The organism is Microvirga flocculans ATCC BAA-817, from assembly GCF_000518665.1.
GTDB lineage: Bacteria > Pseudomonadota > Alphaproteobacteria > Rhizobiales > Beijerinckiaceae > Microvirga > Microvirga flocculans.
The window spans coordinates 153,755-172,608 of record NZ_JAEA01000003.1 but is presented as its reverse complement, the minus strand read 5'-3'; the positions used below and the strand labels follow the sequence as shown (position 1 = coordinate 172,608).

Genomic DNA, 18,854 nt, shown 5'->3' with positions numbered 1-18,854 from the left:
TTTCGCCGCAGGGGGATTCATGATCGTCTGTCGAGAATGTCGCAGGGGAGGAAGGTGGGGATGAGATGGACGCGGTTTCATGCTCCGGCACTCGGGGTCATGCTCATGATCGCAGCCGCGTCCGAAGCGCGGTTGCAGGAGAGAGTTGACATCGCCACCCCCGAGGGCCTTCCCTCCATCGGCAAGTGGATGCTGACGGCGCAGGGCGAGCCCTCCGACTGGCTCGGCGAGATCTATCGCGGCAAGAACCTGCGCGAGCCGGTCAATGTCATCATCGTCGACGAGGGCGCTGCGAGCGCGGAGGAGGCGAAGGCGAGGCTGATCGCCGCCGCCGCGAAAGCGGGCTATGCGGTGCGCTTCGGTCATTCGACAGGCTACAAGGGCTCTATCGGCGGGCAGCTCTATGGGCAGCTGCCGTCGGGGCGCGACGATGCCTTCTCCAACGATCCCTTCGAGGTGAGCAACAATCACGGGCGGATTTTCGGTCCGCACGCCTTCGACGGGGCTTACCTGTTCACCGGCGCCTTCAGCCGCGAGGAGGTCGACCCGTTCCGCGATCCGCCGCACCGCTACGGTTCGTTCAACCGGGCGCGGGACGACTTCACCCAGAACCTCGACCGCGACACGGCCTACAAGGTGAGCGGCTTCGTCGCCCTCGGCAATGCGCTCATCGGCGACCCGCGCACCACGACCGGCGACCACGACGGCATCGCCGTCGTGGTGCGCGCGGCGAAGGAACGCTAGCCCGCCAGGAAGCCCGCGAAGGCGCGCGGGTCCACGTTGCCGCCGCTGATGACGATGCCGACGCGCTTGCCCGCGCAGGGCACGATGCCGTGGAGCACCGCCGCTGCGGCGAGGCAGCCCGTCGGCTCCACCACGATCTTCATGCGCTCCGCGAAGAACCGCATGGTGTCCACGAGCTGCGCATCGGAGACGGTGAGCATGTCGTCCACCAGCGCGCGCATGATCGGGAAGGTCTTGCTGCCGACATAGGTCGTCTGCGCCCCGTCGGCGATGGTGGCGGGAACGGGAATCCTCACGATGGAGCCCGAGCGGAACGATTGCTGCGCGTCGTTGCCCGCTTCCGGCTCGACGCCGTAGATGCGGCAATCCGGCGAGAGCGCCCTTGCGGCGAGCGCCGAGCCCGCCAAAAGGCCGCCGCCGCCGACGCAGACGAACAGCATGTCGAGAGGGCCGACCTCCTCGATCAGCTCCTTCGCGGCGGTGCCCTGGCCCGCGATCACGTCCTCATGGTCGTAAGGGGGGATGAGGGTGAGGCCGCGCTCCTGCGACAGGGCGCGGCCGATGGCCTCGCGGTCCTCCTTGTAGCGGTCGTAGAGCACCACCTCGCCGCCATAGCCCCTGGTGGCGGCGACCTTCATGGCCGGCGCATCCTGCGGCATGATGATGACGGTCGGCACGCCCTGCAGCTGCCCGGCATAGGCGATGGCCTGGGCATGGTTGCCGGAGGAGAAGGCCACGACGCCGCGCGTCTTCGCCTCGGGCGACAGTCGCGCGATGGCGTTGTAGGCGCCGCGGAACTTGAAGGCGCCGCCCCGCTGCAAATTTTCCGCCTTGAAGAACAAGGTGCCGCCGGTGCGGGCATCGGCGGTGCGGGAGGTGAGAACCGGCGTGCGGTGCGCGACGCCCTCGATGCGCTTCGCCGCTGCGATCACGTCGTCATAGGTCGGCAGGCTCTGGCCGGGAGGGGAGCCGGGTTCCTGGTGTGCGTTCATCGTTCGCTCGTGCTTCCTGCGTGACCGGGGCCGGTCCCGGCGTTTCCATATCAAGTCCGGGGTGCCCTTGTCACGCAAGGCTCGCGGGGCGGGCCGTCTTTCTTGAAGCATCGCCCTGGAACAGCCGCGCGTTCCAGCCGTTCCTCTCGGTCGGGGCAAAGGCTCGAGAGGAGGCTTCTCATGGATCTATGGCAGATGGTGGTGTCGGATCACGCGAATATCGAGGAGCTTTGCCGTGAGGTTCTGCGCGCCACGGACGCCGGCCCCAACGGCCGCGCCGATCTTTTCGCCGATCTCCAGGACGAGCTGGAGCGGCACATCGCGGCCCAGCAGAACGTGCTCTATCCCGCCCTTGCCAGCCACCACCGCACGGGCACCTATGTGGCCGATCTCGAGCGCAAGCAGGACGAGATCCTGCAGCAGCTCGACGAGCTGGCGGCGAGGCCCGACAAGGCGAGCCATGACTGGGCGGTGGATTTCAAGGAGCTGACGGGTTCCATCCGGCATGCCTTCACCCTGGAGGAAAACGGCGCGCTGACCGCGGCCCGCGGCATCTTTCCCCCGGCCGAGCTCAAGCATCTCCAGCGCGCCTACGAGCGGGAGCGGATCGCCTCCTACGAGGCGCGCCGCTGGCACATGCCCCAGGCCATGATGCCGAGCCGCTACGGCCTGCCGACGGGCACGGTCTTCGGGGTGCTGGCGGGCATGGCGGCCCTCGGCGCCGGAGCCCTGCTGTGGAGCATGAGCCGGCCGAGTGACATGGATGCGTGGGAGAGCCAATCCCGGCGTCCCCGAACGCGGTTTCCACGCGAGAAAGGCGCGATGCGGCGGCCGGCCTCCAGCGTCATGAGCGGGCAGGAAGCCGCTCAGGCCGACGAGGCCCTGCTGCATGGAGCGGGCGCAAGTCCCGCGCCGTCGCCTGGTCCGACCGGCATGGGCGGCACCCAGGCGCGGACAGATGCGGAATCGCTGAAATACGATGGGCGATAGAACCGGCTGAGCCTCGCGCACGAGCGGCGCGGGGCTCCGGTCAGCCCTGCTTGATGTTGGTGCCCCAGCGCCTGTGCAGGAAATGCTCCCAGGGCGAGAACAGCAGGCGGTCGACGAGAAGGCCGATCGCGACGATCACGATCATGATCCCGATCACCTGATCCATGGCATTCAGCTCGCGCCCGTAATGCAGCAGGTGGCCAAGGCCGAAGCCGGTCAGGATCGTCACGTAGATCTCCGCCGCCATCAGGGAGCGCCAGGCGAAGGCCCAGCCCTGCTTCATGCCGCTGACCAGGAAGGGAAGCGAGGCGGGCAGGATCACCCGCGTCCAGGTGTGGAAGCCGCCCGAGCCCATGGTGCGCGCGGCGCGTGCGTAGATAGGCGGAATGTTGCGCGCGCCGTGATCGGTGGCGATGATCACGGACCATACGGTGCCCATGATCACCACGAACAGCATCGCGCTTTCCGTCTGCCCGAACCAGATCAGCGCCAGCGGCACCCAGCACACGCTCGGCAAGGTCTGGAAGCCGAGCGCGAGCGCGCCGAGCGTGTCCTCGAAGAGCTGCGACGTGCTGGTGAGAAGCCCCAGGGGCAGCCCGATGATCACGCCCGCCGCATAGCCGAGGAGGAGCCGCTTGAGCGTCACCCAGGTGGATTCCGCGAGCGTGCCGTCGAGGAGCGCTCCCCAGATGTACTCGGCCACGAAGACAGGCGAGGGCAAAAGCACGGCGGACCACCGGCCGCTGCGCACGGCCAGCTCCCACAGGCCGATGAGCAGGGCGAAGAACAGAAGGGCGGAGGCCAGGCGCTTCATTCGGAGAATGCCTCCGTCAGGGTGCCCTTGAGGGCGGCTGCGATCTTCGACGAATAGCCCGCGAGCTCCGGGCTGTTGATGTCGCGCGGGCGGGGCAGGGGGATCTCGAAGACCTGCGCGATGCGTCCGGGCGAGGGCGACATCAGCACCACGCGGTCGCCGAGGCACACCGCCTCGCGCACATTGTGCGTGACGAACACGATGGTCTTGCGACTCTGCATCCAGATCTCCTGAATGTCGTCGTAGAGCTGGTCGCGCGTCATGGCGTCGAGGGCGCCGAAGGGCTCGTCCATGAGCAGGACATGCGGATCGGGCGCGAGCGCGCGGGCCAGCGCGACGCGCTGCTTCATGCCGCCCGAAAGCTCGTGCACATGCGCATGCTCGAATTTCTCGAGGCCGACGAGCTTCAGAAAATGGTGCGCGATCTCCTTGCGCTGCGCATGGGTGAGGTCGGGCCGGAGCTTCAACCCGAACATCACGTTGCCGAAGGCGTCGAGCCAGGGGAAGAGCGCGGATTCCTGGAACATCACGAGGCGCTCGGGGCCGGGCCCTTCCACCGCCTTGCCGTCGGCGAGCACGCGGCCCGAATCCGGCTTGGTCAGACCTGCGATGATGTCGAGCAGCGTGGACTTGCCGCAACCGCTCGGGCCGACCAGGCAGACGAATTCGCCCTCCGCGATCGTCAGCGAGACGTTGTCGAGCGCCTGCACAACGGCCCGCGACGAGGCGAACCGTTTGGAAACGCCATCGATCACGAGCTTCGCCGGACGTTCCAAGGAATCTGCGGCGGCTTCCATCACGGCGTCTCAATCAGGGGGCCGAGATCGGGCGCGTCGCGCAGGAACCCGACCTTCCGGGCGCTCTCCACGAAGGACCGGAACGCCTCGGGCGATGTACCGGGCGTGACCGTCATCCGGCTCCAGGCGCGGGCGACGAGTTCCGGCGACATGTCGAGGCGGAACGCGGCCTGCAATTCCTCGCGGGCCATGCGCTGCGCCTGATCGGGATTCTGCAGGATCCATTCCGTCAGCTCGCGATGAGCCGCCACGAAGCGCCTGGCGAGATCGCGGTGCTTGCCGAGGAACGCGACGCTCGAGACGAGGATCGTGGTGATGGCGTCCTTCTCTTCGACCAGAACCTTGCCTCCGGCTTCCGATTCCAGCCGCGACACCCAGGGCTCGACGGTCCAGACCGCATCGAGCTGCCTGCTCTTGAACAGGGAAAGCTGGTCGGGATTGCTCGTCGGCACCACCTGCGCATCGCCGCCCGTCTGCGTGATGCGCAGGCCCCCGGCGACGAGCCACGCGCGGGCGGCCACGTCCTGCGTGTTGCCGAATTGCGGCGTGGCGATGCGCTTGCCCTTGAAGTCGGCGGGCTGCGACAGGGTGGAATCCCCCTGCACGACGAGGGCGGAGCCTCCGTTGACAGCGCCCGCGATCACACGGATTTCCGCGCCGCGCGAGCGCGCATAGGCATTGAGCGCTGGATTGGGGCCCACATAGGTCAGGTCGATGGAGTTGGCGAAGATCGCCTCCATGGCGCTCGGGCCCGCGTTGTAGGCGTACCATTCGACCCTGACGCCCGGCCCGAGCCGTTCGCCGAACCAGTTGCGCCCCTGCCGCTCGAAGGCGCGCGCCACGAGGGCCTGCACATGGGTGATGTTCGGAAAATGCCCGACCCGCACGACCGTGTTCTCCTGGGCGAAAGCGGGCGCGCGAACGGCCGCCCATGCCAGGACCGCCAAGAGAAGAAGCCGCCAGCCGTGCCGCATGAGGATGATCTCCGGTGTCACCGGCCCAAGGCTAGGGATTCTCGACCGGAGGTCAATGGCGGGACGGGTTCGCTCATGCTCGGAAAACAGGCATTAAATCATATTGCGATTACAAGTTTCCTAGAGCGGGACGCATCCTGTGCGTTCACGGGCGAAACGCGTGGAAATGCGCGCCTTGCGTGCACAATCTTAACCGTCCGGTAACCATATCGGGCGCGAAATAGGATCATTCCGTAACGTAAGAAATCGCGACGGCTCCATCCGCCACCGCTCTCCGACCATGTTCTGCGGCTTTCCGGGGAACCTGCCGGTGATGACGTCGCACAAGCAGCTTCGAACCGGTTGGAGATCCAAGGATGGCGAAAGTACTTGTCGTGACATCGGGCAAGGGGGGCGTCGGCAAGACGACCTCGACGGCGGCGCTCGGCGCGGCGCTGGCGCAGACGGGCCAGAAGGTGGCCGTGGTCGATTTCGATGTCGGCCTGCGCAATCTGGACCTCGTCATGGGCGCCGAGCGCCGCGTGGTGTTCGACCTCATCAACGTAGTCAACGGCGACGCGAGGCTCGAACAGGCGCTCATCCGCGACAAGCGCATCGAGACCCTGCATCTCCTGCCCGCCTCGCAGACCCGCGACAAGGACAACCTCACGGAGGAGGGCGTCGCCCGCGTCATCGACGGGTTGCGCGAGAAGTTCGACTGGGTCATCTGCGACAGCCCGGCGGGCATCGAGCGCGGCGCGACCATGGCCATGCGCCATGCGGATATCGCCGTCATCGTCACCAACCCGGAAGTGTCCTCGATCCGCGATTCCGACCGCGTGATCGGCCTGCTCGATTCCAAGACCGAGAAGGCGGAGAAGGGCGAGCAGGTGGAAAAGCACCTGCTTCTCACCCGCTACGACGCGGCCCGCGCGCAGCGCGGCGAGATCCTGAAAGTGGAGGATGTGCTGGAGATCCTCTCCATCCCGCTGCTTGCCATCGTTCCGGAAAGCGTGGAGGTTCTGCGCTCCTCCAATATCGGCGCGCCCGTGACCCTCGGAAGCCCGAATTCCGCGCCTGCCCGCGCCTATCTCGACGCCGTCCGCAAGCTCAGGGGCGAGACGCATGTCGAGGTTCAGAAGCAGCGCGGCCTGTTCAGCAAATTGTTCCCACGGAGGGCCGCATGAGCCTGTTCGGTTTCTTCAAGCGCAACGCGACATCCGCTCCCGTCGCGCGCGAGCGGCTCCAGGTTCTCCTGGCGCATGAGCGCACCATCGTCGGCGGCGAGTCCGATCTCGTCGCCATCCTGCGCGAGGAGATCATGGCCGTGATCGCCAGGCACATGGCGGTGCCGCAGGACAAGGTGCAGGTCAAGATGGATCGCGGCGCCGCCGTCTCGACGCTCGAAGTCGATATCGAGATCCCGACGCCCGTCGCGACCGGCATGCGCCCGGCGGCGTGACGACCGAAAAGGGAAGGGGCCCGAGAGGCCCCTTCTTTTGTCTTGCCCTGTGATCAGAAGCGGTAGGTGACGCCCGTGCCGATCAGCCAGGGGTCGATCTTCACCTTGCCGCGCACGGCGCCGTTGTTCACGCTGACCTTCGGCTCGAGAAAGATCTTCTTCACGTCGAAGTTGATGCCCCAGTGCTTGTCGAGCATGATGTCGACGCCCGCCTGGAGAGCGAAGCCGAACGTGTTGTCGAGATCGAACTTCGTGAAGCTGCCCTTGGCCTCCTCGTTGAAGAAGACCGTGTAGTTCACGCCCGCGCCCAGATAGGGCTTCACGTTGCCGAGGCCCGTGAAGTGGTATTGCAGCATCACGGTCGGCGGAAGAAGCCACGCATCGCCGATGCGCGTTCCCTCGAGCGCGCCCGTGCCCTTCACCCTGTGCGGCGTCACGCCGAGGATCAGCTCGGCGGCCAGGTTCGGCGTGAAGAAATAGGTGATGTCGAGTTCCGGCACGACGGAGGTCGAGATGTCGACGTTGCCGCCCTGAATGCGCACGCCGCCGGCATTCAGCGTGGCATCCGGCTGCGGATGCACCACGAGCGCGCGGCCGCGGATCATCCACGGGCTCCAGGAATCGACGATCGCCGGGGCGGGCGCGGTCGTGTTCTGGCGGGCGGGCAGGTCCGCGGCGGTGGCGGCGAGGGGCGCGGACAGCATCGTCGCGGCGAGCAGGGCGAGGGAGAGGGAACGAGGCATGGTTATGGCTCCAGCATTGGGCCGGCGAGAAGGCCGACCGTCACGCGTGATGCGTGTGTCCCGCTCATGCGCCTAAGGCCACGCTTTGGAATTGACCTGCGTCAAATGCCGCCGCTGCGGCGCGCGGATGGGGCGGGAGTGACGAAAACGCCACATTGCGCAGTTCCCCTTACCTGAGCGCCGATTCAGGACTAGACTGCAGGCCGTTCTCCTCGGGAGGCGCTCATGACGGATCCGGCCTGGCCCGAACTGCCCTATTCCGCCTGGCGTGAAACGGCGGCGACCCTGCAGCTCATGACCCAGATCGTCGGGAAGATCCGGCTTTCTCTCACGCCCTGGCTCAATCACGGCTGGCATGTGCCGCTCTATGTCTCGGCGCGGGGATTGAGCACGTCGCCGATGCCTTTCGACCGTGAGATGCTGGAGATCGAGTTCGACTTCATTGCCCATCGCCTGCTCGTCCGCACGAGCCGCGGAGAGGAGCATTCCCTGCCGCTTCGGCCGCAGAGCATCGCGGATTTCCATTCCGGCCTCATGAGCCTTCTGAACGAGATCGGCATGCCTGTCGCGATCAACGAGATGCCGAACGAGGTTTCCCACCCCATCCGCTTCTCGCAGGATCGCGTGCATGCGGCCTACGATGCGGATGCGGTGCATCGCTTCTGGCGCGCGCTCGTGCAGGCCGACAGGCTGTTCAAGGTGTTCCGCAGCGGATTTCTGGGCAAGTCGTCGCCCGTGCATTTCTTCTGGGGCAGCTTCGATCTCGCCGTGACGCGCTTCTCGGGGCGCCACGCTCCGCCCCATCCCGGCAGCGTGCCGGGCCTGCCGGATGCGGTCACGCGCGAGGCCTATTCGCACGAGGTTTCGAGCGCGGGATTCTGGCCCGGCAGCGATGCGTATCCGCAGGCGGCGTTCTATTCCTACGCCTATCCCGAACCGCCGGGTTTTCGCGACGCTCATGTCACGCCGGGAGCGGCCTTCGATGCCGCCCTGGGCGAGTTCATCCTGCCCTACGATGCCGTGCGGCAGGCGGGTGATCCCGATGCGACGCTGCTCGACTTTCTCACCGCCACCTACCGCGCGGCGGCCGATGCGGGCGGATGGGATCGCGCGGCGCTCGAATGCGATTTCGGAGTGCCCGGACGCGTGCGCGCGACGTGAGTCTTGCAAGGTGATGACGTTGCCGTGAGCTGCCACGCCTCTGCCACATCCCGAGTCTAGCCCTAATGCTCAAAAGATCTCCGTCGTCGAGCAAAAGGTTGCGAGGATTCCCATGCAAGTCGGACATTTGCCCCGAAGCCGGACAAAGCGCGACATGCGCGACAACGCAGTCCTGCAGGGATTGCGGATTCTGCTGGTGGCAGGCCTCATGGCGGGCGGATCGCTCGCCCTCTGGCGTTCGGGAATCGGCGGTTCCTCGGCCGAGGGCATGATCGCGGCAGCGCCGCCGGAGACCATTCCGAGCGAGCCGCAGAACTCTCGTCCCGCCCGTGTTCACGTCGCCGATGCGGCCCCCGCCGCGCCCGTCGCCATCCCCGCTCCCGAGCCGGAACCGGTTGCCATTCCCGAGGCCGCGCCGAAGGATCCCGCCCGAGCTCCCGCCATGGAGGCGCAGGCTGCGGGCATCCCGGAACGGACCATCGCCGCGCCGCCTGCGCCGCCCGTGCCCGCTCGTCCGGACGACATGAACATGACCGGCACGATCGCGAAGCAGGCGAGCCTCGCTGAGCCTGCGGCTGCGGAAACCTCAGCCGCCGCCGGTCAGGCCCTGGTCGATCTCAACACGGCCTCGTTCGCGCAGCTGAATTCCCTCAAGGGCGCCGGCGCCATGGGCCGCGCCATCATCAGGGGGCGTCCCTATGCATCCGTCGAGGATCTGGTGACGAAGAGAATCGTTCGCCGGAATGTGTACGAGCGCATCAAGGAGCAGGTCACCGTGCGCTAAGTTTCAAGGCCCTCTGTCGAGGGCGATGCTCCCTCCATGGCTGTGGAAGAGGGAGCGGACGGCCGCAGGGAGCGGTTCAGCAGAAAGGCGCCGACATCGCTTCCCGGCATGGGCCTTCCGGTGAGATAGCCCTGGGCCTGCATGCATCCGGCCTCGCGCAGCGCGGCCAGGTGCTCCTCCGTCTCGACGCCCTCCGCGACGGTTGTCAGGTCGAGACGCCGCGCCAGCTCCAGCACCGTTCGCACGATGTTTTCGCTTTCCGCGGAGGCTCGCATGTCCCTGACGAACGACTTGTCGATCTTCAGCTTCTTGAAGGGGAGGCGGCGCAGGTAGGCCAGCGAGGCATAGCCGGTGCCGAAATCGTCGAGAGCGATGGCGACACCGATCTCCTTCAGCTTGTGCAAGGCGGCGTCCGCCTCCTTTGCCTCGAGCAGCGCCGATTCCGTGATCTCCACTTCGAGGCGGCTCGCCGGAAGGCCCGCCTTTTCCAGCGCGCCGACGACAACCTTGTAGATGTCCTGGCTCTCGAACTGAACGGGCGAAAGGTTCACCGCCACAGTGACGGCAACGGGCCACTGCGCCGCGGCCCGGCATGCTTCGTGAAGAACCCACTCACCCAAAGGGACGATAAGGCCGATGGCTTCCGCCGCCGGAATGAACGCGTCGGGCGAAACGATGCCCCGTTCGGGATGCCGCCAGCGCAGGAGGGCCTCGAAACCGGCCACGCGATTGCTCCCGATATTCAGAATGGGCTGGTAGTAAAGTTCGAATTCATTGTCTCTCACCGCCCTCCTGAGATCGCTCTCGAGCTGGCGTCGCGCGGAGGCTTCCTTCTCCAGGGCCTCATCGAAGAACATGATGCTCTGATGTCCGTCATCCTTGACGGCATAGAGAGCGAGATCGACTCGTGACTGGAGCCTGTCGGGATCGCGCCCGTGATCCAGGGTGTTCACGACGCCGATGCTGATGCCGAGCGTGATGCGGATGCCGTTGATGTCATAAGGCCGTGTCAGGACGTCGATAAGACGTTCCGCGAAAGCTTGCGCGGATGCCCGGTCGCAATCGCCCATGCGGATGACGGCGAATTCGTCGCCATCGAGGCGGGCGATGAAATCGTCCGGCCCCACGCATCGATGCAGCCTGACCGTCAGCTGCTTCAGGACCGCATCGCCGATGACGTGGCCGAAGCGATCGTTGACGTTCTTGAACAGATTCAGATCGAGCGTGAAGAGCGAGAAGTCATCCTGCCCTTTCGACAGCTTTCGGATCGTCTCATCGAACCGGATGCGGTTCGCAAGGCCCGTCATGGCGTCGTAGCGGGCCAAGCGGCCTTCCATGCTGGCCAGCCGGGCCATCGCCCGGCCTTGGCGATAGCTGACATAGCAGAATGCAATGAGTGCGGTGTCGACAAGTGCGACGAACAGGCTGACCAGAAGAGACTGCGTGCGCCATCTGGACAAGGCCGAGGCATAAGTCTGGCTGACGGCGACGGAGAGCGGATAGTTTTCAAGTTCATGCAAACCGACGAGACGCGCTGCGCCATCGCCCGGATCGGCGAAACTGACCACGCTCGCATGCCTCTGCGTCGAATCGTCCGGCCGTTTCTCAAAGATCGTGCCGTCGCTGCTCTTCTGCACGATGGGCTCTCCCACCCGGGTCAAGAGAGCGGCCGCGATATCGGGGCCGGGCCCGACGATTGCAAATTCCCTCTTGAAGAAATCGACCGGGATCGCGCCGGTGACGACGCCGATGAAAAGCCCGTCCCTGTTGACGATCTTTCGCGCGAGGACGATGACCGGCTCTCCGCTCGCCAGGTCGATATCCCGTTCACCGATGGCGACGATCTCCTGCGGATCGTTCTTGAGCGACTGGAAATAGCGCCTGGAGGAGGCATTGATCTTTTCCGGGGGCCAGCTTGAAGACCAACCGGCGAGGTCGCCGTTGCTGTCCAGGATCGCCAGCGTCCCGATGTAGGAGAAGGAGGAGACCTGCTGCTTGAGAAGCGCATGGATCTCGAACTGCCCGGCGATGCCCTTGACGGGTTCTCCGAAGAACGCGGTCCTGTCGCCGATGGTTTTCGCGACATGGGTCTGGATGGCGCTGATGGTGTCGAACGCCATGCTGAACCCGTGGGCCAGCGTGCGGGCGGTATTCTGTTGCATTGTTTCGGCGTCATGCAGATCCGTCGTGTAGCGGCGATGCATGAAGACCGCGGATCCCGCTGTCGATATCGTCGTGATCAGGGCTCCTGCGACGAGGATCCAATGCAACCGCTTCCACACGATACCAATTCTCGAAACGCAGAGCCGCGAAGGAGGGCAAATCTGAACGGTGCCGTAAGGTTTGGCAAGAAGACTTCCCTTTTCCGGTCGAGTCTCATGCGCCTCGAAAGGCGTTCCCGATCGCTGCCTTCACGATCTCGGACGGCCCCTGCCTGAGCGCAAGGGGCCGCAGCCACGCCCGGCTGGAGCCGTTTGCATTTCGTGGAACCGTGAGCCGCTGCACAAGTTCTTGCTTGCCGCCATGCCGGACGGAAAACCGGTTCCCACTTGTCCCGAAATGGCTCTATAAGACAATAATCTTCCTTCGCGATTTGGATCACGACCCATGGCCGTCAGCGTTACCGACCGTTTCCTGCGTTACGTCGTCATCGATACCCAGTCCGACGCCTCGTCCCGGACACAGCCTTCCACGGAAAAGCAAAAGAATCTCGGCCGCCTGCTGGTCGAGGAACTGATCGCCATCGGCGTCACCGACGCGCATCTCGACGAGCACGGCTATGTCTATGCGACCATTCCGGCGAATACGACGAAGAACGACGTTCCCGTCATCTGCTTCTGCGCCCATATGGATACCGCGCCGGATTATTCCGGCACCGGCGTGAAGCCGCAGATCGTCAGGAACTACCAGGGCGGCGACATCAGGCTTCCGGGCGATGCCGCCCAGGTCATCCGGGTTGCCGATCATCCGGTGCTGAAGGACCTGATCGGCCATGACATCGTCACCTCGGACGGAACGACGCTTCTCGGCGCGGACGACAAGGCAGGCATCGCCGAGATCATGGCGGCCGCCGAGTTCCTGATGAAGAACCCGGACATCAAGCACGGCGCGATCCGCATTCTCTTCACCACGGACGAGGAGATCGGCCGCGGGGTCGACAAGGTGGACCTGCAAAAGCTCGGCGCCGATTTCGGTTACACCATGGATGGGGAGACCGCCGGCACGATCGAGGACGAAACCTTCTCCGCCGATGCGGTGGAGATCGCCATCAAGGGCGTGGCGATCCATCCGGGCTTCGCCTATGGCAAGATGGAGAACGCCGTCAGGATCGCGGGCGCCATCGTCGACCGGCTGCCGAAGGACATGGCCCCCGAGACGACGAAGGGCCGTGACGGCTTCATCCATCCGACCGGAATCTCCGGCGTAATGGAAAAGGCGAATGTGAGCTTCATCATCCGCGACTTCACCGAGGAGGGCCTCAAAACCAAGGAGGCGCTTTTGGAGAAGATCGCCCGCGACGTGATGGCGGATTACCCGGGCTCCAGCTACACCTTCACGGTCAAGGAGCAGTACCGCAACATGAAGGTCGTGCTCGACAAGCATCCCGAGATCGTCGAGTACGCGGTGGAGGCGATCCGCCGGGCCGGGATGAACCCCGTCCGCGGCAGCATCCGTGGCGGCACGGACGGATCTCGCCTCTCCTTCATGGGGTTGCCCTGCGCCAACATCTTCGCCGGCGGCCATGCCTTCCATTCCCCCCTGGAATTCGTCAGCAGCCAGGACATGGAAAAGGCGGTCGCAACCATCGTGGAGCTTGCAAAGCTCTGGGAGGAGCGTGCGTAAGTCACACCGAGGGCAAGGCGGCCACGAGGCGGGGGATGGCCTCGTCCACCGTGGCTCGCGGGCAGCCGAGGCTCACCCGCATGGAGCCCGTCTCCAGGCAGATCCTGGCGTGAGCCCAAGGCCGCCCGCGGCAACACCGCACGGTGGAGACCTCCGCCTGATGCTCACCTGGCGGCTGCCGGACACGGCGTTCCGGCTCTGCCGGATTGGCTCGTGCGTGAGGAGGGCGCGCACGTTACCGTCCGCACGATGCGCTAGGCCGGCAGGACGACCACCTTCGTCTTGACCGGCGTGCGGTCGTAAAGGTGCAACATGTCCTGGGTGAGCAGGCCCACGCAGCCGCTCGTGATGCCGTTGCCGATCGATTCGGCATCGAGGCTGGCATAGATCGTGTAGAGCGTGTAGGCGCCGTTCTGGTAGAGATAGAGCGTGCGGGCGCCGAGCGGGTTTTCGAGGCCGCCCGGCATGCCGCGGGCCCATTTGGCCGCCTCGGGCTGGCGCTTGATCATCTCCCTGGGCGGGGTCCAGGTCGCCCATTCGCCCTTGCGCCCGACATAAGCCTCGCCGCTCCACCGGAACCCGTCGCGGCCCACATTGGCGCCGTAGCGGGTGGCGTTTCCGTCCTCCTCGATGCGGTAGACGTAGTAATTGCCGGGGTCGACGATGATCGTGCCCGGTTCCTCCTTGGTGTCGTAGCGAACGGTCCGGCGAAAATATTTCGGATCGACCTTGCTGACATCGATCGCCGGGATCGGGAATTTCTCATCGGGGACCGGCCCGTAGAGCCTCGACGCTTCTGCGAGGCTCATGCCGTCGGACGTCGCGCAGCCGGCGAGCCCCAGCGCGCCGACGCTGGCGGCCGAGCCGGCCAGAAACGACCGGCGGCTGAGAAGTCCCGCCCGGCGCTTCAGCGAAGCGACCTCGTCCGTCCCGCCGGCCTCGGCGTTCTTATCGTCCATGATCATGATTGGGCCGCTTCCCTTGTCCAGGTGACGGACGCAACGATGCGCCGGCACCTACCTGCTGCACGTTTTGGTAAGCGTCAGAGTGCCGTTGCACGGCCCGATTGGCAAGCCCGGGCCTCCGCTGCGCGGACCTGCGGGCCGCACCGGCTCCGGCTTGCGCGGCGTCCGGCGCGCGGTTTGCGAGGCTCCGGTGGCGACGCCAGCCGCCTTCCGCCGCATAGCGGGATATTCCGAGCGCGGTGCCGATGCGCTTGAAGGAGCGGGTGGAATCCTCCACCCATTCGCGCATCTGCGCGATCCGTTCGGGCGCGAGCTTGTCCCGCAGGAGCGAGGGCAAGGGCCCGCCGGGGTCGCTCGAAGTGGGGGAGGAAGCATCGTTCGGCATGAGGTCGGGCTTCTTTGTCGAGCAAAGCAGGAACACGACAATCTCCTCGCTCCGGTTTGAGAGCTGGAGCTTTTCCAGCAAGGGGAAACGGCTCCAAGGACGGGGCTGGCTCAAATTCCTCCGCCGTCCTCGAACGTGTCCATCCAGCGTTCCTCGTAGTCCCGCTCCTCGCGCTCGATGCGCTCCAGATGTGCGACGAGCTCGTCGCGCAGCTCGTGGAGGGTGCGGCCCTTGGGTTTCTTGATGTCGGGATAATCGTCATCGGGCGGGGCTGCGAGGGGCCTGTGCTTGTCCATCTCGCCGAGGGTGCGGGTGAGGCGGGCGAGCGGCGGGAGGGAGCGTTCGGCGCGCTCGATGGGCTGGCTCTCCAGGACCTCGGCATGGCGCTCGGCGAGAGCCCAGAGCCTGTCGACGATGTGCTCGCGCCGCTCGCCGGCCTGCGCAGGCGCGTTCTTCCGCGGGCGCAGCGGTTCGGGGTTGCGCCGGGCGATCCGGGGCGGCGGTGCCGCGCCCGCCGGGCGCTTCCAGCCGCCTTCCGTCGCGTAGCGGGAGACGGTGGAGGCCGAGACCCCGAGTTCCTCCCCGATGCGCTTGAGGGAGCGGGTGGTGCATTCCACCCAGTCGCGCATCAGGGCAATGCGTTCCGGGGCAAGCTTCTCCCGGATGGGCGAGGAAGGCCGGGCCTCGGGCTCCGACGGAGCAGGGAAGGAAGAAGAGGGCGTCATGGCAATCGGCTCTCCGGCGAATAGAACAAAGAGTGAACAATATGGGCGACCGGAAAGGTACGGTCAAGCTCGGGGATCGGCCGCTTCTCGCCATGCCTGGAACGGGGCGTTCCAGGGCATTCCAGGGATTCCAGGCCGTTCCAGGGCGTATTCCAGGGGAGACCCTTGGAACGTTTCATCACCGTTTCAGAGGATATCGATCAGCTTTCATCATTTGTGTTCATGGCTCACCCGCCGTATCCAACCCTCCTGTGAGGGAAGAGACGCCATGAGCCAAGCCACCGCCGCCATGCCCGGACCGAGCCTGAAAGGCCTGAGCGGGACCACTCTCGGCCTCTACGCCGCCACCGTGTTCCTGTGGGGCGTGAGCTGGATCGGGATCAGGGCGCAGCTCGGCGTCGTGGCGCCGGAGATGTCAGTGCTGTGGCGCTTCCTGCTCGCCGCCGGGCTCATGTGGGGCTGGGTGCTCGTCTCGGGCCACCGGGTGCGCTTCGGGCTCGCCGATCACCTGCGCTTCATGGCGGTGGGATGCTGCCTGTTCTCGTTCAACTTCATCTCGTTCTATTACGGCGGCCTGAGCGTGCCCTCGGGCCTGCTCTCCGTGGTGTTTTCGCTTGCGTCCGTGTTCAATCTGGGCCTGGGCTTCCTGATCTTCCGGCAGAGGGTCGAGCCGCGGGTGGCGCTCGGCGGCGTGATCGGCGTCGTCGGAATCCTGTTCCTGTTCTGGCCGGAAATCGCGGGCGCGGGCTTCAACACGGCCGCTCTCAAGGGGCTCGGGCTCTGCGTGATCGGCACGCTGTTCTTCTGCTCGGGCAACATGGTCTCGACGGTGGTGCAGCGCCGGGGCGTGCCGCTGCTCTCCGCGGTCGCCTGGGGCATGACCTATGGCTGCGCGGTGCTGCTGGCGCTCAACCTCGCGCGCGGCAACGCCTTCATCATCGAGCCCACGGTCAGGTATATCGGGTCGCTGCTTTATCTCGCCGTCGGCGCATCGGTGCTGGCCTTCATGTGCTACCTCACCCTGCTGCGGCGGCTCGGGGCCGCGCGGGCGGGCTATGCCACGGTGCTGTTTCCCATCGTGGCGCTCACGGTTTCGACCCTGATCGAGGGTTATGTGTGGACGCCTCTCGCCGTGCTCGGCGTCGCGCTCGCTCTTGCGGGCAATGTGCTCGTGCTGCGGCGCTCGGCGGCCTGACGGGCCTCACTCGGCCGCGATGGGCTGCACCGTGCGGGTGGAGCCCAGGTTGTCCAGCGACTGCTTGATGTGGAAGCCCAGCGCATCCGCCAGCGGGTTCTCCTCGCCGCGGGCGCGGATGAGGCCGATCTTGCAGGAGGGCAGGGCGGGGAAGCCGTCGGAGGGGCCGAGAATCCGCATGCCGGGACGCACGGCGCTCTCCGGCAGCACCGAGACCGCGAGGCCCGCGAGCACCGCCGCGCCCACGGCGGTGGAATGCCAGCTCACATAGGCGATGCGGAAAGGGCGGTCGGCGCCTTCGAGCGCTTCCGTCGCCGAGTGGCGCCAGTCGCAGCTCGGACGGCCCAGGGCCAGCGGAATCGGCGTTTCCTCATGCACGCCGTGGCGGGCGGACGTGACCCACAACAGCTGCTCGATGCGCACGATCTCGGACGGGCCGCGCCGGTCCACATGGGTGATGATGGCGAGGTCGAGATCGCCGTGCTGCACCCGCTCGATGAGGTTCGGCGTCGGCTCGCACATCACCGTCACCTCGGCCTTCGGGTTCGAACGCGAGAAGCGCGCCAGGATCTCCGGCAGATAGCGGTCGGCGTAGTCGTCGGGCAACCCTAAGCGCACGCGGCCGGTGAGCTCGTTGTCGTTGAAGGAGGCCATGCATTCCGCGTTTAGCCGCACGATCCGGCGCGCGTAATCCAAAAGCCGCTCGCCCTCGTCCGTGAGCTTGGACAGGCGCCCGTCGCGCTCGAAGATCGGCTTGCCGACCCGGTCCTCCAAGCGTTTCATCTGCATGGAGACCGCACTCTGCGTCTTGTGCACGATCTCCGCCGCGCGGGTGAAGGACCCGGTATCGGCAATGGCGACGAAGGTCCTCAGCTGGTCAATGTCGAGCAGGTGCATGGCTCTCACATCCATCATCAATCATGTTGATGATACGCATCTCAAACAATCGTTTCAAGTGATGAAAAACATTTGGTAGATCCTTTCCAAATGCAAAACGGACATCAGTAAAATCAATCACTTAAGTGAGAGTTTTCCGATAGGAGCTCTCATTCATCCTGGAAGGGCCCGCCACGCTTCCGGGTGTGACTTCGAGAGACGAAAGCAAGGAGACGACCGATGGACCGGTCTCTATCGACAAGGACATCCTTCCCAGGTGCGGCCGCTCTGGAGCGGCTCCTCCGCTCGCTCGTCGATCTTGCGAAAGCCCTCCGGCACCGCCGCGAGATCAAGCATCTCGCCGAGTTCGACGACCGCATGCTGAAGGATATCGGTCTCACGCGCAGTGACGTATACAGCGCCCTGTCGGAGCCTCTCGTGCGCAATCCGTCATGGGTGTTGGTTCGAAGGGCGGAGCGGGAATCCAGGCACGCGAGGAACACTCATCCGGTTCGTCAAACACGCCCTGTCGTTCCGGTCGTGAAGCCGTTGAAAGGCTGCGCATAGCCCATCGTAGGCGCACGTAGGTGCGCCTTTGCGATGCGCTCATCCCGGAGCGGGAACCGGATCCGCAGATGGAAGTCCGCTGCCGGGTCCTAAGCCTTCTTGTCGTCGATCTTCCACGCCTCCGCGAAGATCGATTGAAGGGACGTGAGATACTGTATCTGCATCTCACGTCCCTTTTCCATCATCTCGTCGAAAGACGGGGCTGAAGCCTGGTCCTGCGCTTCCGGTTCGGAGTGTCGAGAAGGCTGCGCAGGCTGCATCTGGAGGAAGGCGGTGAGCACGTCCTCGAGCGGAGAGGCAGGCTTCTTCGCAGGCGTAGCAGCCTTCATCCAGCTGGACCAAAGATCGGCCCAAGGATTGGCAGCCCCCGACCGGGCCTGCTTGTTCTCCTTCGGAGCGGCAAAGGCCTGCATGGCCTGGGCCTGGGCCATCATCCACTGAGACATGCCGCCTGCCACGATGCCGGCGAGGAGCGGCAGCAATTGCTGCATCGTCTCCGCGCTGATGCCGGCATAATCGGCGGCCTGGTGCGCGACGCGGCGGCTGATCTCGTCGGAGCCGAAAATCTGGTCGAGCAGCCTTCGCCCCTCCTGCTGCGCCTGGGGCGTGAAAGGGTTTGCCCCGGCCTGCCAGAAATTCTGATAGGCGCCGCTCATCATGGATTGCATGAGGCGCGTGGGATCGCTCGAGGCCATGGCGTGCTGGAGCCCCATGGCGAAGGCAGGGATGAAGGCCGCGATGGTCTTCTGGGGCTGATCGCCGGAGAGCTGGAACTGCCGCGTCAGGGCGTCCAGGGCTGCACTGGTCTGGGCCTGCCGCATCAGATCGAACCAGTTGAACATGGCAGCCTCCTCAACG

The 18,854-nt window shown here is 65.5% G+C and carries 20 protein-coding genes; 9 read left to right on the top strand and 11 right to left on the bottom strand.

Going from position 1 to position 18,854, the window contains the following annotated elements:
• Positions 1-60 precede the first annotated feature (60 nt).
• On the top strand, positions 61-744 hold the full coding sequence (locus tag L879_RS20630; RefSeq protein WP_183501348.1) for a hypothetical protein: 684 nt from the start codon (positions 61-63) through the stop codon (positions 742-744).
• Here the strand turns inward: L879_RS20630 and L879_RS0105890 are convergent.
• Entirely contained in the window at positions 741-1,736 is a 996-nt protein-coding gene (locus L879_RS0105890) for a threo-3-hydroxy-L-aspartate ammonia-lyase (RefSeq protein WP_051435090.1), read from the bottom strand. The genes L879_RS20630 and L879_RS0105890 overlap by 4 nt on opposite strands.
• A 180-nt stretch (positions 1,737-1,916) precedes the next feature.
• On the opposite strand from L879_RS0105890, the gene L879_RS0105885 reads away from it, so the two are divergent.
• Entirely contained in the window at positions 1,917-2,726 is an 810-nt protein-coding gene (locus L879_RS0105885; protein ID WP_027315289.1) for a hemerythrin domain-containing protein, read from the top strand.
• Positions 2,727-2,766: 40 nt separating this feature from the next.
• On the opposite strand, the gene L879_RS0105880 is transcribed toward L879_RS0105885, so the two are convergent.
• Genes L879_RS0105880 through L879_RS0105870 form a run of 3 tightly spaced genes read right to left on the bottom strand, consistent with a single transcriptional unit; the run spans position 2,767 to position 5,332 of the window.
• The gene (locus tag L879_RS0105880) at positions 2,767-3,540 is read right to left on the bottom strand and encodes an ABC transporter permease (protein ID WP_027315288.1); all 774 of its coding nucleotides are present in this window, start codon (positions 3,538-3,540) and stop codon (positions 2,767-2,769) included.
• On the bottom strand, positions 3,537-4,337 hold the full coding sequence (locus L879_RS0105875) for an ABC transporter ATP-binding protein (protein ID WP_027315287.1): 801 nt from the start codon (positions 4,335-4,337) through the stop codon (positions 3,537-3,539). The genes L879_RS0105880 and L879_RS0105875 overlap by 4 nt, the downstream gene beginning before the upstream one ends.
• A complete protein-coding gene (locus L879_RS0105870; protein ID WP_245265171.1) occupies positions 4,337-5,332 on the bottom strand; it encodes an ABC transporter substrate-binding protein in 996 nt (331 codons plus the stop codon). The genes L879_RS0105875 and L879_RS0105870 overlap by 1 nt, the downstream gene beginning before the upstream one ends.
• Positions 5,333-5,667: 335 nt before the next feature.
• On the opposite strand from L879_RS0105870, the gene minD reads away from it, so the two are divergent.
• The gene (minD, locus tag L879_RS0105865) at positions 5,668-6,477 is read left to right on the top strand and encodes a septum site-determining protein MinD (protein WP_027315285.1); all 810 of its coding nucleotides are present in this window, start codon (positions 5,668-5,670) and stop codon (positions 6,475-6,477) included.
• On the top strand, positions 6,474-6,752 hold the full coding sequence (minE, locus tag L879_RS0105860; RefSeq protein WP_027315284.1) for a cell division topological specificity factor MinE: 279 nt from the start codon (positions 6,474-6,476) through the stop codon (positions 6,750-6,752). The genes minD and minE overlap by 4 nt, the downstream gene beginning before the upstream one ends.
• Positions 6,753-6,805: 53 nt before the next feature.
• On the opposite strand, the gene L879_RS0105855 is transcribed toward minE, so the two are convergent.
• On the bottom strand, positions 6,806-7,495 hold the full coding sequence (locus L879_RS0105855; protein WP_027315283.1) for an OmpW/AlkL family protein: 690 nt from the start codon (positions 7,493-7,495) through the stop codon (positions 6,806-6,808).
• A gap of 225 nt (positions 7,496-7,720) precedes the next feature.
• Here L879_RS0105855 and L879_RS0105850 point away from each other — a divergent pair, with 225 nt between their 5' ends.
• Together L879_RS0105850 and L879_RS0105845 are read left to right on the top strand one after the other, a co-directional pair.
• Positions 7,721-8,656, top strand: a complete 936-nt coding sequence (locus tag L879_RS0105850) for a DUF5996 family protein (RefSeq protein ID WP_027315282.1) — start codon at positions 7,721-7,723, stop codon at positions 8,654-8,656.
• Between the two features lie 154 nt (positions 8,657-8,810).
• Positions 8,811-9,440, top strand: coding sequence for a ComEA family DNA-binding protein (locus L879_RS0105845; protein ID WP_051435089.1), 630 nt, complete (start codon positions 8,811-8,813; stop codon positions 9,438-9,440).
• Here L879_RS0105845 and L879_RS22625 read toward each other — a convergent pair.
• On the bottom strand, positions 9,437-11,602 hold the full coding sequence (locus L879_RS22625) for a bifunctional diguanylate cyclase/phosphodiesterase (RefSeq protein ID WP_161634636.1): 2,166 nt from the start codon (positions 11,600-11,602) through the stop codon (positions 9,437-9,439). The two genes, L879_RS0105845 and L879_RS22625, sit on opposite strands and share 4 nt — an antisense overlap.
• Before the next feature lie 445 nt (positions 11,603-12,047).
• Between L879_RS22625 and pepT the strand changes: the two genes are divergently transcribed.
• Positions 12,048-13,283 (top strand): peptidase T, encoded by a 1,236-nt coding sequence (gene pepT, locus L879_RS0105835; RefSeq protein ID WP_027315280.1) that lies wholly within the window; start codon positions 12,048-12,050, stop codon positions 13,281-13,283.
• A gap of 254 nt (positions 13,284-13,537) precedes the next feature.
• On the opposite strand, the gene L879_RS0105830 is transcribed toward pepT, so the two are convergent.
• The 3 genes from L879_RS0105830 to L879_RS0105820 all read right to left on the bottom strand — a co-directional run bounded on the left by L879_RS0105830 (position 13,538) and on the right by L879_RS0105820 (position 15,358).
• A complete protein-coding gene (locus tag L879_RS0105830) occupies positions 13,538-14,248 on the bottom strand; it encodes a L,D-transpeptidase family protein (RefSeq protein ID WP_027315279.1) in 711 nt (236 codons plus the stop codon).
• On the bottom strand, positions 14,232-14,669 hold the full coding sequence (locus L879_RS0105825) for a hypothetical protein (RefSeq protein WP_154664099.1): 438 nt from the start codon (positions 14,667-14,669) through the stop codon (positions 14,232-14,234). The genes L879_RS0105830 and L879_RS0105825 overlap by 17 nt, the downstream gene beginning before the upstream one ends.
• Positions 14,670-14,743: 74 nt before the next feature.
• A complete protein-coding gene (locus L879_RS0105820) occupies positions 14,744-15,358 on the bottom strand; it encodes a hypothetical protein (protein ID WP_027315277.1) in 615 nt (204 codons plus the stop codon).
• 268 nt (positions 15,359-15,626) lie between these two features.
• On the opposite strand from L879_RS0105820, the gene L879_RS0105815 reads away from it, so the two are divergent.
• Positions 15,627-16,553 carry a DMT family transporter gene (locus L879_RS0105815; RefSeq protein ID WP_027315276.1) on the top strand — a complete coding sequence of 309 codons (927 nt, stop codon included), beginning with the start codon at positions 15,627-15,629 and terminating at the stop codon, positions 16,551-16,553.
• A 6-nt stretch (positions 16,554-16,559) separates the two neighbouring features.
• Here L879_RS0105815 and L879_RS20620 read toward each other — a convergent pair whose 3' ends face one another.
• Complete coding sequence (locus L879_RS20620) at positions 16,560-17,450, bottom strand: LysR substrate-binding domain-containing protein (RefSeq protein ID WP_035458887.1); 891 nt, start codon at positions 17,448-17,450, stop codon at positions 16,560-16,562.
• A gap of 219 nt (positions 17,451-17,669) precedes the next feature.
• On the opposite strand from L879_RS20620, the gene L879_RS20615 reads away from it, so the two are divergent.
• Positions 17,670-17,996, top strand: a complete 327-nt coding sequence (locus tag L879_RS20615; RefSeq protein WP_051435087.1) for a DUF1127 domain-containing protein — start codon at positions 17,670-17,672, stop codon at positions 17,994-17,996.
• Between the two features lie 89 nt (positions 17,997-18,085).
• Here the strand turns inward: L879_RS20615 and L879_RS22620 are convergent, their stop codons facing one another.
• Complete coding sequence (locus L879_RS22620; RefSeq protein WP_051435086.1) at positions 18,086-18,838, bottom strand: DUF937 domain-containing protein; 753 nt, start codon at positions 18,836-18,838, stop codon at positions 18,086-18,088.
• Positions 18,839-18,854: the final 16 nt, after the last annotated feature.

Excerpts from the sequence above, each read along its gene's own strand:
- L879_RS0105855 (WP_027315283.1), bottom strand. The coding sequence starts at position 7,495 with ATGCCTCGTTCCCTCTCCCTCGCCCTGCTCGCCGCGACGATGCTGTCC.
- minE (WP_027315284.1), top strand. The coding sequence starts at position 6,474 with ATGAGCCTGTTCGGTTTCTTCAAGCGCAACGCGACATCCGCTCCCGTC.
- L879_RS0105880 (WP_027315288.1), bottom strand. The coding sequence starts at position 3,540 with ATGAAGCGCCTGGCCTCCGCCCTTCTGTTCTTCGCCCTGCTCATCGGC.
- L879_RS0105820 (WP_027315277.1), bottom strand. The coding sequence starts at position 15,358 with ATGACGCCCTCTTCTTCCTTCCCTGCTCCGTCGGAGCCCGAGGCCCGG.
- L879_RS0105875 (WP_027315287.1), bottom strand. The coding sequence starts at position 4,337 with ATGGAAGCCGCCGCAGATTCCTTGGAACGTCCGGCGAAGCTCGTGATC.
- L879_RS0105850 (WP_027315282.1), top strand. The coding sequence starts at position 7,721 with ATGACGGATCCGGCCTGGCCCGAACTGCCCTATTCCGCCTGGCGTGAA.
- L879_RS22620 (WP_051435086.1), bottom strand. The coding sequence starts at position 18,838 with ATGTTCAACTGGTTCGATCTGATGCGGCAGGCCCAGACCAGTGCAGCC.
- L879_RS0105815 (WP_027315276.1), top strand. The coding sequence starts at position 15,627 with ATGAGCCAAGCCACCGCCGCCATGCCCGGACCGAGCCTGAAAGGCCTG.
- L879_RS22625 (WP_161634636.1), bottom strand. The coding sequence starts at position 11,602 with ATGCAACAGAATACCGCCCGCACGCTGGCCCACGGGTTCAGCATGGCG.
- L879_RS20620 (WP_035458887.1), bottom strand. The coding sequence starts at position 17,450 with ATGCACCTGCTCGACATTGACCAGCTGAGGACCTTCGTCGCCATTGCC.
- minD (WP_027315285.1), top strand. The coding sequence starts at position 5,668 with ATGGCGAAAGTACTTGTCGTGACATCGGGCAAGGGGGGCGTCGGCAAG.
- L879_RS0105845 (WP_051435089.1), top strand. The coding sequence starts at position 8,811 with ATGCGCGACAACGCAGTCCTGCAGGGATTGCGGATTCTGCTGGTGGCA.
- L879_RS20615 (WP_051435087.1), top strand. The coding sequence starts at position 17,670 with ATGGACCGGTCTCTATCGACAAGGACATCCTTCCCAGGTGCGGCCGCT.
- L879_RS0105830 (WP_027315279.1), bottom strand. The coding sequence starts at position 14,248 with ATGATCATGGACGATAAGAACGCCGAGGCCGGCGGGACGGACGAGGTC.
- pepT (WP_027315280.1), top strand. The coding sequence starts at position 12,048 with ATGGCCGTCAGCGTTACCGACCGTTTCCTGCGTTACGTCGTCATCGAT.
- L879_RS20630 (WP_183501348.1), top strand. The coding sequence starts at position 61 with ATGAGATGGACGCGGTTTCATGCTCCGGCACTCGGGGTCATGCTCATG.
- L879_RS0105890 (WP_051435090.1), bottom strand. The coding sequence starts at position 1,736 with ATGAACGCACACCAGGAACCCGGCTCCCCTCCCGGCCAGAGCCTGCCG.
- L879_RS0105885 (WP_027315289.1), top strand. The coding sequence starts at position 1,917 with ATGGATCTATGGCAGATGGTGGTGTCGGATCACGCGAATATCGAGGAG.